The organism is Arthrobacter sp. 10T419, assembly GCF_056394105.1.
In genome coordinates this window covers 47,891-62,342 of sequence record NZ_JBFTHF010000003.1, presented here as the reverse complement: position 1 = coordinate 62,342, position 14,452 = coordinate 47,891, and the positions used below count along the sequence as shown (strand labels likewise).

Annotated in this window: 16 protein-coding genes; 4 read left to right on the top strand and 12 right to left on the bottom strand. The window is 68.2% G+C overall.

From position 1 onward, the window contains the following. Positions 1-8: 8 nt before the first annotated feature. The gene (locus tag AC1DBD_RS06555; protein WP_476981695.1) at positions 9-869 is read left to right on the top strand and encodes a 3-hydroxyacyl-CoA dehydrogenase family protein; all 861 of its coding nucleotides are present in this window, start codon (positions 9-11) and stop codon (positions 867-869) included. A 23-nt stretch (positions 870-892) separates the two neighbouring features. Here the strand turns inward: AC1DBD_RS06555 and AC1DBD_RS06550 are convergent, their stop codons facing one another. The 9 genes from AC1DBD_RS06550 to AC1DBD_RS06510 all read right to left on the bottom strand — a co-directional run bounded on the left by AC1DBD_RS06550 (position 893) and on the right by AC1DBD_RS06510 (position 8,805). Further along, the gene (locus tag AC1DBD_RS06550) at positions 893-1,696 is read right to left on the bottom strand and encodes an SDR family NAD(P)-dependent oxidoreductase (RefSeq protein WP_441417944.1); all 804 of its coding nucleotides are present in this window, start codon (positions 1,694-1,696) and stop codon (positions 893-895) included. 10 nt (positions 1,697-1,706) lie between these two features. Next, positions 1,707-3,299, bottom strand: a complete 1,593-nt coding sequence (locus AC1DBD_RS06545) for a class I adenylate-forming enzyme family protein (protein WP_476892898.1) — start codon at positions 3,297-3,299, stop codon at positions 1,707-1,709. Further along, positions 3,296-4,597: an MFS transporter gene (locus AC1DBD_RS06540; protein ID WP_476981694.1), complete on the bottom strand. Its 1,302-nt coding sequence runs from the start codon at positions 4,595-4,597 to the stop codon at positions 3,296-3,298. Before AC1DBD_RS06540 ends, AC1DBD_RS06545 begins: the two co-directional genes overlap by 4 nt. Before the next feature lie 169 nt (positions 4,598-4,766). Further along, the gene (locus AC1DBD_RS06535; RefSeq protein WP_476981693.1) at positions 4,767-5,042 is read right to left on the bottom strand and encodes a helix-turn-helix domain-containing protein; all 276 of its coding nucleotides are present in this window, start codon (positions 5,040-5,042) and stop codon (positions 4,767-4,769) included. 38 nt (positions 5,043-5,080) lie between these two features. After that, entirely contained in the window at positions 5,081-5,899 is an 819-nt protein-coding gene (locus AC1DBD_RS06530) for an RsbRD N-terminal domain-containing protein (protein ID WP_476981692.1), read from the bottom strand. After that, positions 5,892-6,128, bottom strand: a complete 237-nt coding sequence (locus AC1DBD_RS06525; RefSeq protein ID WP_441417941.1) for a hypothetical protein — start codon at positions 6,126-6,128, stop codon at positions 5,892-5,894. Before AC1DBD_RS06525 ends, AC1DBD_RS06530 begins: the two co-directional genes overlap by 8 nt. Next, a complete protein-coding gene (locus tag AC1DBD_RS06520) occupies positions 6,115-7,311 on the bottom strand; it encodes an acetyl-CoA acetyltransferase (protein ID WP_476981691.1) in 1,197 nt (398 codons plus the stop codon). The genes AC1DBD_RS06525 and AC1DBD_RS06520 overlap by 14 nt, the downstream gene beginning before the upstream one ends. Beyond that, the gene (locus AC1DBD_RS06515) at positions 7,308-8,015 is read right to left on the bottom strand and encodes a CoA transferase subunit B (protein ID WP_476981690.1); all 708 of its coding nucleotides are present in this window, start codon (positions 8,013-8,015) and stop codon (positions 7,308-7,310) included. Before AC1DBD_RS06515 ends, AC1DBD_RS06520 begins: the two co-directional genes overlap by 4 nt. A gap of 43 nt (positions 8,016-8,058) precedes the next feature. Continuing rightward, entirely contained in the window at positions 8,059-8,805 is a 747-nt protein-coding gene (locus tag AC1DBD_RS06510; RefSeq protein ID WP_476908971.1) for a CoA transferase subunit A, read from the bottom strand. A gap of 231 nt (positions 8,806-9,036) precedes the next feature. Here AC1DBD_RS06510 and AC1DBD_RS06505 point away from each other — a divergent pair, with 231 nt between their 5' ends. Both AC1DBD_RS06505 and AC1DBD_RS06500 read left to right on the top strand, forming a co-directional pair. After that, entirely contained in the window at positions 9,037-9,810 is a 774-nt protein-coding gene (locus tag AC1DBD_RS06505; protein WP_476892896.1) for an IclR family transcriptional regulator, read from the top strand. Positions 9,811-10,093: 283 nt separating this feature from the next. Continuing rightward, complete coding sequence (locus tag AC1DBD_RS06500; protein ID WP_476981689.1) at positions 10,094-11,074, top strand: plastocyanin/azurin family copper-binding protein; 981 nt, start codon at positions 10,094-10,096, stop codon at positions 11,072-11,074. Between the two features lie 39 nt (positions 11,075-11,113). Here the strand turns inward: AC1DBD_RS06500 and nadE are convergent, their stop codons facing one another. Then, complete coding sequence (nadE, locus tag AC1DBD_RS06495) at positions 11,114-11,938, bottom strand: ammonia-dependent NAD(+) synthetase (RefSeq protein ID WP_476981688.1); 825 nt, start codon at positions 11,936-11,938, stop codon at positions 11,114-11,116. 208 nt (positions 11,939-12,146) lie between these two features. On the opposite strand from nadE, the gene AC1DBD_RS06490 reads away from it, so the two are divergent. Then, positions 12,147-13,400 carry an FAD-dependent oxidoreductase gene (locus tag AC1DBD_RS06490; RefSeq protein WP_476981687.1) on the top strand — a complete coding sequence of 418 codons (1,254 nt, stop codon included), beginning with the start codon at positions 12,147-12,149 and terminating at the stop codon, positions 13,398-13,400. A 77-nt stretch (positions 13,401-13,477) separates the two neighbouring features. Here the strand turns inward: AC1DBD_RS06490 and AC1DBD_RS06485 are convergent, their stop codons facing one another. Both AC1DBD_RS06485 and AC1DBD_RS06480 read right to left on the bottom strand, forming a co-directional pair. Then, positions 13,478-13,720, bottom strand: a complete 243-nt coding sequence (locus AC1DBD_RS06485) for an acyl carrier protein (RefSeq protein WP_441417933.1) — start codon at positions 13,718-13,720, stop codon at positions 13,478-13,480. Between the two features lie 13 nt (positions 13,721-13,733). Then, on the bottom strand, positions 13,734-14,396 hold the full coding sequence (locus AC1DBD_RS06480; RefSeq protein WP_476981686.1) for a 2-oxo acid dehydrogenase subunit E2: 663 nt from the start codon (positions 14,394-14,396) through the stop codon (positions 13,734-13,736). Positions 14,397-14,452 lie beyond the last annotated feature (56 nt).

Here is a 14,452-nt window from a genome sequence, read left to right as displayed (position 1 = left end):
GAACTGACATGAGCTTCACCCTTCCGGCCGACATTGCAGGCCGACCCATCACCGTGATCGGCGGCGGCACGCTGGGCCGCCGCATCGCGCTGATGCTCTCGCTCCGGGGCGCCGAGGTGCGCGTCTTCGACACGAACCTTGCCGTGGCCCAGGCCGCCGTCGACTACATCGGAACCGAGCGTCCCGGCGTCGCGGATGAGTTCGGCGGCACTGCCGAGGGGCGGTTCACGGCCGGCGATGACCTTGCCGCAGCCCTCCGGGACGCCTGGCTCGTTGTCGAGGCGGTGCCGGAAAAGCTCGAACTCAAGAAGAAGATCTTCGCTGATCTTGACCGGCTGGCCGCGCCCGACGCCGTGCTGGCGAGCAATTCCTCCTCGTTCGCTTCGGCCGAATTCATCGACGGGGTGGACGCGCCGGAACGCGTCCTGAACCTGCACTTTTACATGCCGCCGGCGGTGCGCTCGGTGGAGCTGATGTCCAGCGGCCGCACCGATCCGGCGATCATTGAGCTGCTGATGGCCGAGCTGCCGAAATACGCGCTGGCCCCGCACCTGGTCCGCAAGCAGAGCACCGGCTTCATCTTCAACCGCGTCTGGGCCGCGATCAAGCGCGAGTCCCTGCTGGTTGTGGCGGAGGGGGTTGCCGAACCCGAAGACGTCGACGCCTTGTTCCTCGACGTGTTCAAGGCCGACACCGCACCGTTCCGCTTCATGGACCAGGTGGGCCTGGACGTGGTTCTCGACATCGAAAACCACTACTGCGGGCTGGCCGGCGTGGAGAACAAGTCGGCGCCGCTGCTGCAGGACTACATCGAAAAGGGCTGGCTGGGGGTCAAGAGCGGCCGCGGTTTCTACAACGACTACTCCTGACCTTTGTTGCCCTAATAGTTGCCCTAGAAGCCCAGTGAGATGCCGCCGTCGACCCGCAATTCGATCCCGGTGACGTAGGCGGACTCGTCGCTGGCCAGGAAGACTGCGGCATTGGCGACGTCCCAGGCGGTGCCCATGTGGCCCATGGGCACCTGGGCGTGCCGCTTCTTCAGCATTTCCTCGCGCTGCCCGTCCGCGTAGGCGCCGGCCAACTCGGCGGATTCGGTCACCATGGGCGTTTCCATCAGCCCCGGCAGGATGGCGTTGACCCGCACGTGCTTCGCCGCGTACTCCGCCGCGGTGGTGCGGCTCAGGTGGTTCAGCGCCGCCTTGGAGGAGTAGTAGGTGGCGTACGGGACGCCGGTCCAGCGGATGCCCGCCAGCGAGGAAATGTTGATGATGGAGCCGCCGCCCTGGGCAACCATGTGCGGGATGACGTGCTTCATGGTCAGGAACGGGCCCTTCAGGTTGATCGCGTGGACCCGGTCCCACTCGGCCTCGTCGAGTTCAACCACGCCGCCTACCTTGGCGATGCCGACGTTGTTGTCGAGGACGTCGATCCGGCCGAATTCTTCGATGACGGACGCGACGGCGCGGCCCACCGCGGCGGAGTCCGTCACATCGAAGGCGAGATGCCGTGCCTGGCCGCCCTCGGCCAGGATCAGGCCCTCCGTCTCCTTCGCTGCCGCCTCGTTGACGTCCGCGCACACCACCGTGGCGCCCTCGCGGGCAAACGCGATGGCCGTGGCCTTGCCGTTGCCCATTCCCGGGGCGCTCGAACCGGCGCCCACCACGAGGGCAATCTTTCCCTGCAGTCTCTTCGTCATCAGTGTTCTCCTAGATCTTGGATTTCTCGTTGCGCCAAAAAGTTTCGCGGATGTTCTTCTTCAGGACTTTGCCGTTGACACTGCGCGGCAGCGCGGGGACCAGGTGTACGGCTTTCGGTGCCCGGATGCTGCCCAGTTCCTGCTTGCACAGGGCGATGACTTCCGCCTCTGTGACGGTGCAGCCCTCGTTCAGTTCGACGACGGCGGTCACCGCCTCGCCCCAATCAGGGTGCGGGGAACCGACGACCGCGCAGTCGCGCACGGCCGGGTGGCTCCAGATCACCTGCTCGACTTCGCTCGGGTAGACGTTGAAGCCGCCGGAGATGATCAGGTCCCGCCGCCGGTCGGTCAGGTGCAGGTAGCCCTCCTCGTCGAAGACGCCGATGTCGCCGGTGTGCAGCCAGCCGTCGCGCAGCGCCTGCGCCGTTTGATCCGGGTTCTTGTAGTAGCCCTTCATGACCAGGTCGCCGCGGACGCAGATCTCGCCGGGGGTCCCGGCCGGAAGCGCCTGGCCGTCGTCGTCGCGGATCTCGACCTCGACCAGCGGATACGGCCGGCCGCAGGAGGAGAGCCGGGAGTCCGGGGCGATCGCGCCGGCCACGAAGTGCTCATCCGGGCGCAGGAAGGTCACCGACGCCGGCGCCTCCATCTGTCCGTAGAGTTCCATCATCACCGGACCGATCGCCGTCAGTGCCTGGCGCAGCTTCTCGACCGACATCGGGGCCGCGCCGTAGATCAGGTAGTGCAGCGAGGAGAGGTCCCGTGGTTGTTCCTTGAGGACCTCCAGGAGCCGGTAGATCACGGTGGGAGGCAGGAACAGGTCCGTCACCGCGTATCCCTCGATCGCGTCGAGGACTGCGCGGGGGTTCGCCTTGGGCAGGACCACCACGGTCCCGCCGCGGGCCGTGGCGGCCAGGCTCAGCAGGCCCGCGGTGTGCGTCATCGGCGCGGCGGCGAGGTTCACCACGGCATCCTCCGAGCCGTAGTGGGCCGCCATCATCAGGTGCGCCACAAACGCGGACAGGCTCCGGTTGGTGTTCATGACGCCCTTCGGCAAACCCGTGGTGCCGCCGGTGGGGGCCAGTGAGACCACGTCCTCCGGGGCCGCGTCGACGGCCGGCTTGGTCGCCGGCTGGGCCGCGATCCACTGGCTGAAGGGGGTTGTCCCGGGCGTCCCGGGTGCGGCGGAACCCGCGGCCTCGGCGGCGGCGTCCGGCCCGAACCGGATCCAGTGACGGACCCCGGGCAGCCCGTCCTGGAGCTGCCGGACCGGCTCGTCCAGGCCGGCATGGAAGATCACCAGTTCCGCGTCGAATCCGGCCAGCAGCTGCGCCGTTTCACCGGTCGGGCTCGCCGGGTTGGCCGGGATCCAGGTCAGTCCCGCCCGCCAGACGCCGAGCACACAGATCCACGCGAGGGGATCGTTCGGGGAGAGCACCGCGATCTTGGCATCGGGGGAGAGGCCCGAGTCCAGCAGTGCGTTGGCGATCCGGCAGGACAGTTCGCCGGCCTCGGTGAAGGTGAAGGCGGTTTCTTCCTGCACGTAGGCGACGCCATTCGGGTTGCAGCTCCAGCCGCGGTCAAAGAATCCGATCACGCTCACTGCGGCAGCCCCGTCCGGTAGCTCTCCTTGAGGCGCAGGAAGACCGCCGTCGTGATCGCAGCGAGGATGGTCAGGTACCAGCCGAAGGCGTCGATCATCTTGGCATCGGCCAGCCAGGTGGCCACGTACGGTCCCGTGCCGCCGACCAGCGCCACGCCCAGGGCGTAGGGGAGGCCGATGCCGGCGGCCCTGATCCGGGCCGGGAAGAGCTCGCACATCACGGCGGAGGTGATGGAGGTGTAGCAGGCGAGCAGCGTCAGGGCGGCCATCTGAACCAGCAGCAGGGACAGGAAGCTGTTCTGCAGCATGTGGAGCAGGGGGATGGTCAGCACGGTGAAGCCGACGCCGAACGCCAGCAGCAGCGGCTTGCGTCCGATCCGGTCCGAGAGGATGCCCATCAGCGGCTGCAGGACCGCGAAGTAGCTCAGCGAGATCAGGCCAACGAAAAGTGCGTTCTTCATGTCGAAGCCCACCGTGATGTGCGCGTAAGTAGGCAGGTAGGAGGAGAAGACGTAGAAGAACAGGGTCGGCGCGGCGTTGATGCCAAACACCAGCAGGCATTCCTTGGGGTGGGTGCGCATGAACTCGAAGGCCGAGGGCCGGGCGGGCTTGGCGCCGGGCGGGACGGACGGATCGGCGGCGTCGTCGAGCGCCAGCGTTTCTTCGGCGAAGCGGCGGATGAACAGGCCGGCCACCGCGCCGAGGGTTCCGATGGCGAACGGCACGCGCCAGCCCCATTCGTGCATGGCGTCGTCCGGGAGCCCGGCCACGAGGAGCGCCACGGAGCCGATCGCCACCACGTTGCCGAGCGTCGCGCCGATGTAGAGGAAGCTGGAGAAGAAGCCGCGGCGGCCCTCCGGAGCCGACTCGACCAGGAACGTCGAGGAGGCAGCAAATTCGCCGCCGGTGGAGAGGCCCTGCAGGAGCCTGGCCACCACCAGCAGGATCGGCGAGAGCACGCCGACCTGGTCGTAGGTGGGTGCCACGGCCACCAGCAGGCTGCCGACGCCCATCAACATGACGGTCGCGGTTAGCGCCTTCTTCCGTCCCAGGCGGTCCGCCACCATGCCGCCCAGCAGGCCGCCGAGCGGCCGCATGAAGAAGCCGACGGCGAAGATCGCCATGGCGCTGAGCAGCGGGACCACGGGGTCGCCGGTCTTGGGAAAGAACTGGCTGGAAAAGTACAGCGCCAGCATGGAATAGACGTACCAGTCGAACCATTCGACAATGTTGCCGACCGTTGCGGCCGCGAGTTGACGGGTCCTGCTGACGGGTGGTGCTGCGGTGATGACGCTCATCCGGTGACTCCCAGATCCGATGGGCCCGGACGAAGGGTGCCGCATCGTCCGGCCCGTCGGGCACAGGGGTCAGCAGTTCGTCCGGCTGTGATGCAGACCACGCTACGGATGCGTCGCGGCCCCGAACATGGAGCCAGCTCAAAGGGAACGGACCGGGGGTTGTGGATTCCTACAACGGGCCGTCGACGGGCCTGCCTGGGCCGTCCTGGCAGGCCTCGAATGCCCAGCAGAGCTCCACGAGGGTCCCGGTCGCGTCGAGCCGGGTGCCGGTGAGCTGCTCGAACTTCTGCAGCCGGTAACGCAGCGTGTTCTCATGCACGGACAGTGCCCGCGCGGCCGCGGATATCCGGCGGTCGCTGGCCAGGTAGGACCGCACCGAGTCCAGCACGATCCGGCCGAATTCGGCGTCCTCGGCGAAGGGCGCCAGGTACCGCCGGCGCAGCACCTCGGTGACGTCCGGATCGCCGGCCGCGGTGCGCCAGGTCAGGTCCTCCAGGCAATAGGAGCCCCGGTCCGCCCGCCGCCACGCGGCAGCAAAAACGCGGTCGGCGACGGCGTCGGACTGAGCCAGGGCGGTGAGGTCGCTGCCGCGCTGCCGGCAGCGGGTTTGGCGGCGAGGAAACCGACGACGTCGCCGGCCAGGACGGTCAACACCCCGTCGCCGCTGCGCAGCGGCGCCACCAGCTCGCCGAGAAGCTCGTCCGGGGACGTCCCCGGCCTGGCACGTGCGCGCAGGGCGCGGAATTCGCGCCGCGGATCGATCCCGAAGTCGGCGGAACGGGACACCAGTTCGGCGCCGGCGAGGGTGCCGGCCAGCACGGCGCGCAGGTAGCCCTGCCGGAGTTCGTGGTCGCGCACGGCCTGCCGGACGCTGCTTTCGCGGTAGGAATGCACCAGGGCCGCCGTGTAGGAATCGCTGACGCCCCAGAGCACCCGGTGCGCGGCGAGGACTTCCCGGTCGCCGAGCCGTAGCTCCTGGGCGATGTCGAGGAAGCGGTCCTGGATCACGGCCATGGAGAGGCGGTAACCGCGCAGCACGTCCTCGATCCGCAGGCCCTGATGAAACCGGACCTGCGCCACCCTGGCTTCGAGGCTGAGCTGCGATGACTCCGGCACGGTCCCGGATTTCACCGCCTGGATGGCCATCCGAAGGTTTTGTTCCACCGAGGAGCTGATGTCCGCCTCGGCCACGCCCCGGTACCCGGCCACGTCGGTGACGCAGCGCTCCACGCTGCTGGCCTTCAGGTACTGCAGGTCCCGGAAGAGCAGGTCGGCCACGTTTTCAATGCTGGACTCAGCCAAGGTTCGCCTCACACCACACTTGGGTCCCGTCGGCCTTATGGAGCATGGCGCGCTCGGCCGAGGTCCAGTACCTGACCCAGAGGATCTTTCCGTCCGGGGTCGCGAGCTCCACCGTTGCGGCGGCCGGGACACGGCCGGGCCGGCGCACCATCACGGGTGCGCCGGCCGCCAGGCCAAGCCAGTTGGTGACCCGCACCAGGTCCGCGGGCGGCGCCTCAGACGGCTTCAAGCACGCTGACGTAGTTCGCAATGCCCACGCCGCCCATATTCTGAACCGCGGCACGTCGCGGGGCGGCCAGCTGCATGTCCCCGGCGGTGCCGGTGAGCTGCATCGCCGCGATGACATGCTGCGAGACGCCGGTGGCCCCGACCGGGTGGCCCTTGGCCTTGAGTCCGCCCGAGACGTTGACCGGCAGCTTGCCGTCCTTGAAGACCCAGCCTTCCTTGACCGCGCGGGCGCCCTGGCCCGGCTCGGTCAGGCCCATGGCCTCGTACATTAGCAGCTCGGCGATGGTGAAGCAGTCGTGCACCTCCGCGAAGTCCAGGTCCTCCAGCCCGACGCCGGCCATGCCCAGGGCCCGCTGCCAGGAGGCGCGGGTCGCGGCAAAGGCGGTGGGGTCGCGGCGGTCGGTCGGGAAGAAATCGTTCGCCTGGCCGAAGCCGGCCAGCCGGACCGGCGCGGTGGCGCCGCCGGTGGGTGCAACGCTGAGCACGACGGCGGCGGCGCCGTCGGAGACGGGAGAGCAGTCGGTGCGGCGCAGCGGGTCGGCGACCATCGGGTTCTTGTCCGAGACGGTCTGGCAGAACTCCTCGCCGAGGTCCTTGCGGAGTTGCGCGTAGGGGTTGTCCACGCCGTTGCGGTGGTTCTTCGCGGCGATCGTGCCGAGCACGTCGGAGAGGTTCCCTGCGCTGGCGCCGTAGCGCTTCTCGTAGTGCTTGGCCACTTCGGCGAAGAGCCCCGTGAAGCCGGTGCTGGAGGGCTTGCCGGCCATGTCGTAGTCCGCGCCGAGCAGGGCGGCGCCCACGACGTCGGCGCCGGCCTGGGTCATCTTTTCGGCCCCGATCACCAGAACCGTCTTGGCGGTACCCGCCAGCAGCGACTTGGTGCCCTGCTGGAACGCGGCCGAGCCCGAGGCGCACGCGTTCTCCACCCGCGTCGATGGCACGTTGGCGAGCTGCTCCGAGACCTGCAGGGCGAGCGAGGACGGGAACGCCAGCGGCATCATGCCGGAGTTGAACTGGCCCAGGTAGATCTCGTCGATCTGGCCCGGCTCGACGCCCGCGTTGCCGATCGCCTCGGTGGCAACCTGGACGATGAGGGACTCGAGGGTCTCCTCCGTGAGCTTGCCGAAGCGGCTGTGGCCCCAGCCGGTGAGCAGGACATCCTTGCCGAACTGGTCCTTGAGGCTCATGCCGTGGCTCCTTCCAGGCTGCCGGCGGCACGCGTCGGGGCTGCCTCGAGGGAGGGGTCGACGTCGAACTCGGCTTCAGTCTTTTCGCGGATCTCCGCCGCGGTTACGCCGGGGGCGAGGCGGGTGAGCGTGAGCTGGCGAACGCCCGTTTCCGCATTTTTCACCAGGTCAAACACTGCGAGGTCGCTGATGATGCGGTCCACGCAGCTCAGCCCGGTGAGCGGCAGGGTGCATTCCTTCACGATCTTGGCGGTGCCGTCCTTGGCGTTGTGTTCGGTGAGGACCACGACGCGCGGGGTGCCGGCCACGAGGTCCATGGCGCCGCCCATGCCCTTGACCATCTTGCCGGGGATGGTCCAGTTGGCCAGGTCGCCGGCGCCGGAGACCTGCATGGCGCCGAGGATGGCGACCTTGACGTGGCCGCCGCGGATCATGCCGAAGGAGGTGGCAGAGTCGAAAATGCTGCCGCCGGGCAGGACGGTGACCGTCTGCTTGCCGGCATTGATCAGGTCCGCGTCCTCCTCGCCCTCGTAGGGGAACGGACCCATGCCGAGCAGGCCGTTCTCGCTCTGCAGCACCACGCGGACGCCCTCGCGCAGGTTGTTGGCGACGAGCGTGGGGATGCCGATGCCGAGGTTGACGTAATCGCCGTCATTGAGTTCTTCGGCCGCGATGGCGGCCATTTCGTTCCGGGTCCAAGCCATGGTGTTTCTCCTGAAAAGTGTGGGTGGCGGCGCTCAGGCCGGATTAGACGGTGACGGCGGAGGCGGCAGCGTTGTCCGTCTCGGCCGCTTCGGCGCGGGGCCGGACGGTGCGCTGCTCGATGTCCTTGGCCCGGTCGCTGGCCTGCACCAGGCGCTGCACGAAGACGCCGGGGGTGACGATGTGGTTGGGATCGAGTGCGCCGGGTTCGACGATCACCTCGGCCTCCGCAACGGTGACGATGCCGGCCGTGGCGACCACGGGATTGAAGTTCTGCGCGGTGTAGCGGTAGATCAGGTTGCCGTCCGTGTCGGCGGTGTGCGCGTGGACCAGGGAGACGTCGGCCTTGATGGCACGCTCCTGGACATACGTTTCGCCGTCGAACTCCGCCAGCGGCTTGCCTTCGGCGACGAGGGTGCCGACGCCGGTCTTGGTGTAGAAGGCCGGGATGCCGGCGCCGCCGGCGCGGAGGCGCTCGGCGAGGGTGCCCTGCGGGGTGAACTCGACCTCCAGCTGGCCGGCGAGGTACTGCTCCGCGAAGAGCTTGTTTTCGCCCACGTAGGAGGCAATGACCTTGCGGACCTGGCCCGCCTCGATGAGCACGCCGAGGCCCTTGCCGTCCACGCCCATGTTGTTGGAGACCACGGTGAGGTCCTTGACGCCGGAGTCCCGGACCGCCTCGATCAGGTCTGCCGGAATGCCGCTGAGGCCGAAGCCGCCGACCGCCAGCGTCATGCCGTCCCGCAGCACGTCCTGCAGCGCCGCTGCCGCGCCGGATTTCACCTTTGACATTTGCATCTCCTCATTGAGCTTCTGAGTAACCGGCGGCCTGGCCACGGGACCGCCGCCGTGATCCACTTTGTGGACTGTTCGCCTGAGGAAGGAGCCTATGGTGTGGCGTAGAGCACTGTCAACGCCGCAAATCCGCAACTTTCCGTGCTTTTTTACAGTGTGGACGCTAGGCTGGGCACTGTCCACAATGTGGATGGGTTGATGATTGTTTTGAGGAAATGCGAGGAAAAGATGAACTCCGTCCCCGTACAGGGAGCCCAGGTGGTAAGCCGCGTCGCGGCCCTGCTGAGGATCGTGGGACGGAAGCCGGAAGGCTCCCCGCTCGTGGAACTGGTCCGCGAATCCGGTCTGACGCGTCCCACCGCCCACCGGCTGCTCACTTCCCTGGCCGCCGAGGGACTGCTGGACCAGGATCCGCACAGCGGCAACTGGGTGCTGGGCCCGGAGATCCTGCTGATGGGATCGGTGGCTTCGGCGCGTTTCCCGCTGGAGGACATTGCCCGGCCCAGCCTGCGCCGGCTGGCAGAGGAAACCGGGGAGAGCGCCTTCTTCTCGATCCGCCGCGGCGCCGAGACGGTGTGCCTCCTGCGGGAGGAGGGCAGTTTCCCGGTCCGCTCCTTCGTGCTGCATGAGGGTGTCCGTTTTCCGCTGGGCGTTGCCTCCGCCGGCACCGCCATCATGGCGTTCCTGCCCGCGGCGGAGCAGGAAGAACTGCTGGCCGGCTGGGCCACCCACGCCGGGAGCTTTGCCGCCGCCCACAGCGAGGAAGTGGTCCGCGCGAACCTGGAAGCGACGCGGCAGGCAGGCTATTCGGTCAACCCGGGCCTGGTGCTGGAAGGCAGCTGGGGAATGGGCGCCGCCGTATTCGACCAGCGCGGCCGGCCGGCGTGGGCGCTGTCCCTGACCGGGATTGAACCGCGCTTCCGGGCGGACCGCCGCGAATACCTCGGGCGCCTGCTGATGGACGAAGCGCACCGGATATCCCTGCAGCTGCAGGGCAGTTGAGCCGCCGCCGGCGCCGTCTCGACAAACCGGCTGGCGCGGAGCACGATTGGAATTGCAGCCGTGGCTGCATGCGCTTTAGACAGCGCCCATTCCCCAGTCCGGGTGGCGCGTCTGGCCCAAAAACTACTTCCCCGCCTTAATGCTGGGGGACTGGGAGCAGGAGAAGAGAGCGGCGGACGCGGTCCAGGCCGGAGCGAAACGGCGTCGCGGGAAGCGGCGTCGGCGCACCAGATGAGCCGGTTTCCCGGCCGCAATCCTCCAGCCCCAAAAAGGAATGAGTCCCATGACTCGCCGAGCAGAATCCCCCCACGCGCCGCGCTTGCTGCGCGTTCTCATCGCTTTCATCGCCGCGCTCGTGTTGCCATTTACCGTCAGTGCTCCAGCCGTCAGCGCTGCCGCCGTCGCGGGTGGCGAAGAATCCGCCAGGACGTGGACGGTCCAGGTCGGGTCCGAATCCTCGAGCCAGGCCATCCAGGGCATGGCCTTCCTGCCCGGAAACATCTACATCAACGCGGGCGACAAGGTCACCTGGGAGGCCAACTCCGCCGAGATCCACACCGTGACGTTCCTGGCCAAAGGCCAGTCCCTGAGGTCCACCCAGCCCTTCAACCCATCGCTGCCGCAGAACATCTACCAGCGCGGCGGCAAGGCCTATGACGGGCATTCGTATTACAACTCCGGGGTCATGACGAACGTGTCCGACAGTGGCTTTAAGCAAGTCACGAAATACACCCTGGCATTCCCGCGCAAGGGCAACTTCACCTATTACTGCCTGGTCCACGGCATGGCCATGAAAGGAGTAGTCCACGTCCGGGCGGCCGGAACCGACTACCCGTACAGCCAGGCGCAGTACGACCGCCAGGCGGAGAGGCAGGAACGGGCCATCCTGCGGGACGGACGCCAGGCATGGGAGGACGCCCGGGACCAGGCGGACGAACACACCGTGATCGCGGGAACGGATAACGGAACGTCCATGGTGATGCGCTTCGTCCAGCAGAAGGTGGAAATCCGGGTGGGCGAGAAAGTGACCTTCGTCAACAGCGGCATGGGCGCCCCGCACACCGTCACTTTCGGCAAGGAACCCGCCAATGTCTTCGTCCCCCGGGGCAACTCGGCGAAGTTTGCCGGTGGAGACCTCAACTCAGGAATCATGCCCCCGCACAGCAAGTTCACCGTGACCTTCACCAAGGCCGGCGAGTTCGACTACATCTGCGGCCTGCATGACTTCATGGGCATGGTGGGCACCGTGGAAGTCCGGAGGTGACCGGGCGGAACGATCCGGCCAGGAACCCTTAGCGGAGCGTCACTGCTTCCACCAGGTGTCGAAGATGGTGACCGGGACGGTGCGCTTGTGCCGCGTCCGCAGGTATTTCTGCTCGATCAGCTCGGCCGCGGCGTCGGGGATCTCGCGGCCTTCGAGGTAGTCATCGATGGTGTCGTAGCTCAGGCCGAGTTCTTCCTCATCGGTGCGTCCGGGCTTGTGGTCCAGGAGGTCCGCCGTCGGGACCTTCTCCCAGATGCGGGCCGGGGCGCCGAGTTCGGCCAGCAGGGCGCGGTTCTGGCGCTTGTTCAGGCCGAACAGCGGCAGGATGTCCGCGCCGCCGTCGCCGTATTTGGTGAAGAATCCGGTCACGGATTCGGCGCCGTGGTCGGTGCCGATCACCAGGTAGTTGTGCTCCCCGGCCAGGGCGTACTGGGCGATCATGCGTGTGCGGGCCTTGGTGTTGCCCTTGTGGAAGTCGGAAATGCCGTTGCCCACGGTCTTTTCGAATTCATCCTCGAAGCCGTCCACCGCGGCCGAGATGTTGAAGGTCCACTCCGTTTTGGCCCGCACAAAGTCCAGGGCCGCCTGGGCGTCGTCCTCATCGTGCTGCACGCCGTAGGGAAGCCGCACCGCGACGAAGTTCGCCTCCACGCCCTCGGCGTCGAGCTCCTCGACCGCGAGCTGTGCCAGCCGTCCTGCCAGCGAAGAGTCGAGGCCGCCGGAGATGCCTAGGACGAAGCCCTTGGTGTGGCTCGCCTTGAGGTAGTCCTTGAGGAACATGACGCGTTTGCGCACCTCCCCGGCGGGGTCGATCCGGGGCTGCACGCCCATTTCTTCAATGATCTTCGCCTGGAGTTCACGCATGCCTCACAGCCTAGCCAGCCGAGTCAATCGTGCTCAACTGTTGCCGACCGGCCGGGTGCCCGGTTTCGCTATGCTTCCGGACCGCCGCTGAGCTTCCGGACGGCCGCTAGGCGGGTCCGCGCTGCGTCTGTCCGGAACCGCCGCCCGAATCCGGAAGCGCCGCCAAGACCCCTCCCGCCGGCACCCCTCGCAGGCGTAGCGTATGGCCATGGAGACGACGGGATGCGTGGTGGTCGGCGGCGGTCCGGCCGGGATGATGCTCGGCCTGCTGCTGGCCCGGGCCGGGGTGCAGGTGACGGTCCTGGAAAAGCACGCGGATTTCCTGCGCGACTTCCGCGGCGACACGGTGCACCCGTCCACCATCCGGCTGATTGACGAACTCGGCCTCGGCCAGGAGTTCCGCCGCCTGCCGCAAAGCCGCCTGAAGAGCGTCGTGTTCCCGGTCCCGGGCGGGCCGCCGGTGACCATGGGCGACTTTGATTCGCTGCGGCCGCCGTACAACTACATCGCCATGATGCCGCAGTGGGATTTCCTCAACTTCCTGGCCGCAGCTGCTGCCGAGGAGCCCGGCTTCACCCTGCTGATGAGCCACACGGCCACGGGGCTGGTTCGCGACGGGGGCCGTGTCCGCGGGATCCGGTTCCGCGACCCGGACGGCGCGCAGGACGAGCTCCGGGCGGACCTGGTGGTCGCGACGGACGGCCGCCATTCCGCGTTGCGTGCCGCCGTCGGGCTGGCGCCGAAAGAGTTTCCGGTTCCTTTCGACACCTGGTGGTTCCGGCTGCCCCGGTATCCCGCCGAACTTGGCGAAGTGGCCGGGCTGGTGCCGGCGTTCGGTCCCGGAGAGGCGCTGGTGGCCTTGTCCCGCAACGATTACTACCAAATGGGCTACCTCGCCCCGAAAGGCACCGACGCCAGGATCCGTGCGGAGGGCGTCGAGGGCTTCCGGCGCCGGATCGCCGGGCTTCGGCCGGACCTCGCGGACCGGGTGGACGCCATCCGTTCCCTCGATGACCTGCACTGGCTCGACGTCCGCCTGGACCGGCTGCAGTCGTGGCACGTCAACGGTCTGCTCTGCATCGGCGACGCCGCGCATGCGATGTCCCCGGCCGGCGGTGTCGGCATCAACCTCGCCATCCAGGACGCCGTGGCGGCGGCGGAAATCCTCGCCCCCGCGCTGCTCCGCGGCCGGGTCACGGCGGCGGACCTCCGACGCGTCGAACGACGACGGCGGCTCCCGACCGTCGTCGTGCAGACGGGACAGCGGCTCATGCACCGCGCGGTCTTTGGCCCGATCATGGCCGGACAACGCACCAAGTTTCCGGCCGTCGCGCTCTTCCTGGCCCGGCGGATTCCAGCGGTCCGCCGCATCATTCCCCGGCTCATCGGCTTCGGACCCCGCCCGGAACACGCCCCCGCCTTCGCGCGCCGCGCCGAGGCCCGGCCCCAGCCGCACGCCTAGCCCCTAACTGAGGTCGATGGCTCCACAGGTGCCCATTGGCGTCACCAAAACGGCGGTTACGGAGCCGCGGATGCGCCTCAGCCGTGCGCGACGAGGTAACTAATGAGGCCATCGACCGTGGCGACTGCCGGATAGTCGCGCTCCGGGATGTCCACGCCGGTCGCCGTGTCGATGGTTTCAACGAGCCGCAGGAAATCCAGCGAGTCCAGCTCGAGGTCCTGCCGGAGCCGGGCCTCGCCGCCGACGTCGTCCAGCTCAACATCCGGTGCGACTTTCCCCAGCGCGGCACGCACCGCGGCCCGGGCATCCTGTTCATTCATGGTGTCTCCGTCTTCACAGTTCGTCCGGTTTCTGCAGCAGCTCTTGGATCCGGGCAAGGAAGCGGCCGCCGCGCAACCCGTCGCTGACCCGGTGGTCGGCCGAGAGGGTGGCGATCGCGGCGGCCCGGACGCCCAGCATCCCGTTCTCCGCCCAGGGTTGCTCCAGCACGCGGCCAAAGCCCACCATCGCCACCTGCGGCGGATAGATCACCCCGTAGACGCTGTCCACGCCGAGGTCCCCGAGATTCGTCACGGTGATGGTGGGGTCCGCCATCTCGGCGCGCTGCAGCCGTCCGGCCCGCGCGCGGCTGACCAGGTCCCGCAGCTGTTCCATCAGCTCGTCGAGGGCCAGGGTGTCGGCGTCGTGGAGCGCGGGGGCCACCAGGCCACCCTGGCGCAGGGCCACCGCGACGCCCAGATGCACCGCGGCGCTGGGCCGGTACTCCCCGTCCAGATAGAAGCCGTTGACCTCCGGGACTTCCTTGGCCGCGAGCGCCGCCGCCTTGAGCAGGAGGGCGGAGGGCACTAACCGGGACGCCACCGGCCGCTGCGCATTGACGGTCTGCATCCAGCCGACGGCGGCGCGCAGGTCCAGGGTTGTGCTCAGGTAGTAGTGCGGGATGGTCTGCTTGGAGCGCGACATCAGCGCCCCGATGGCCCGGCGCAGGGTGGCCACCCGTCCGCGGGCCTCCGCGGGCTTCTCCGCAGCCTGCGCCGGCGCTTCCGGCGGGG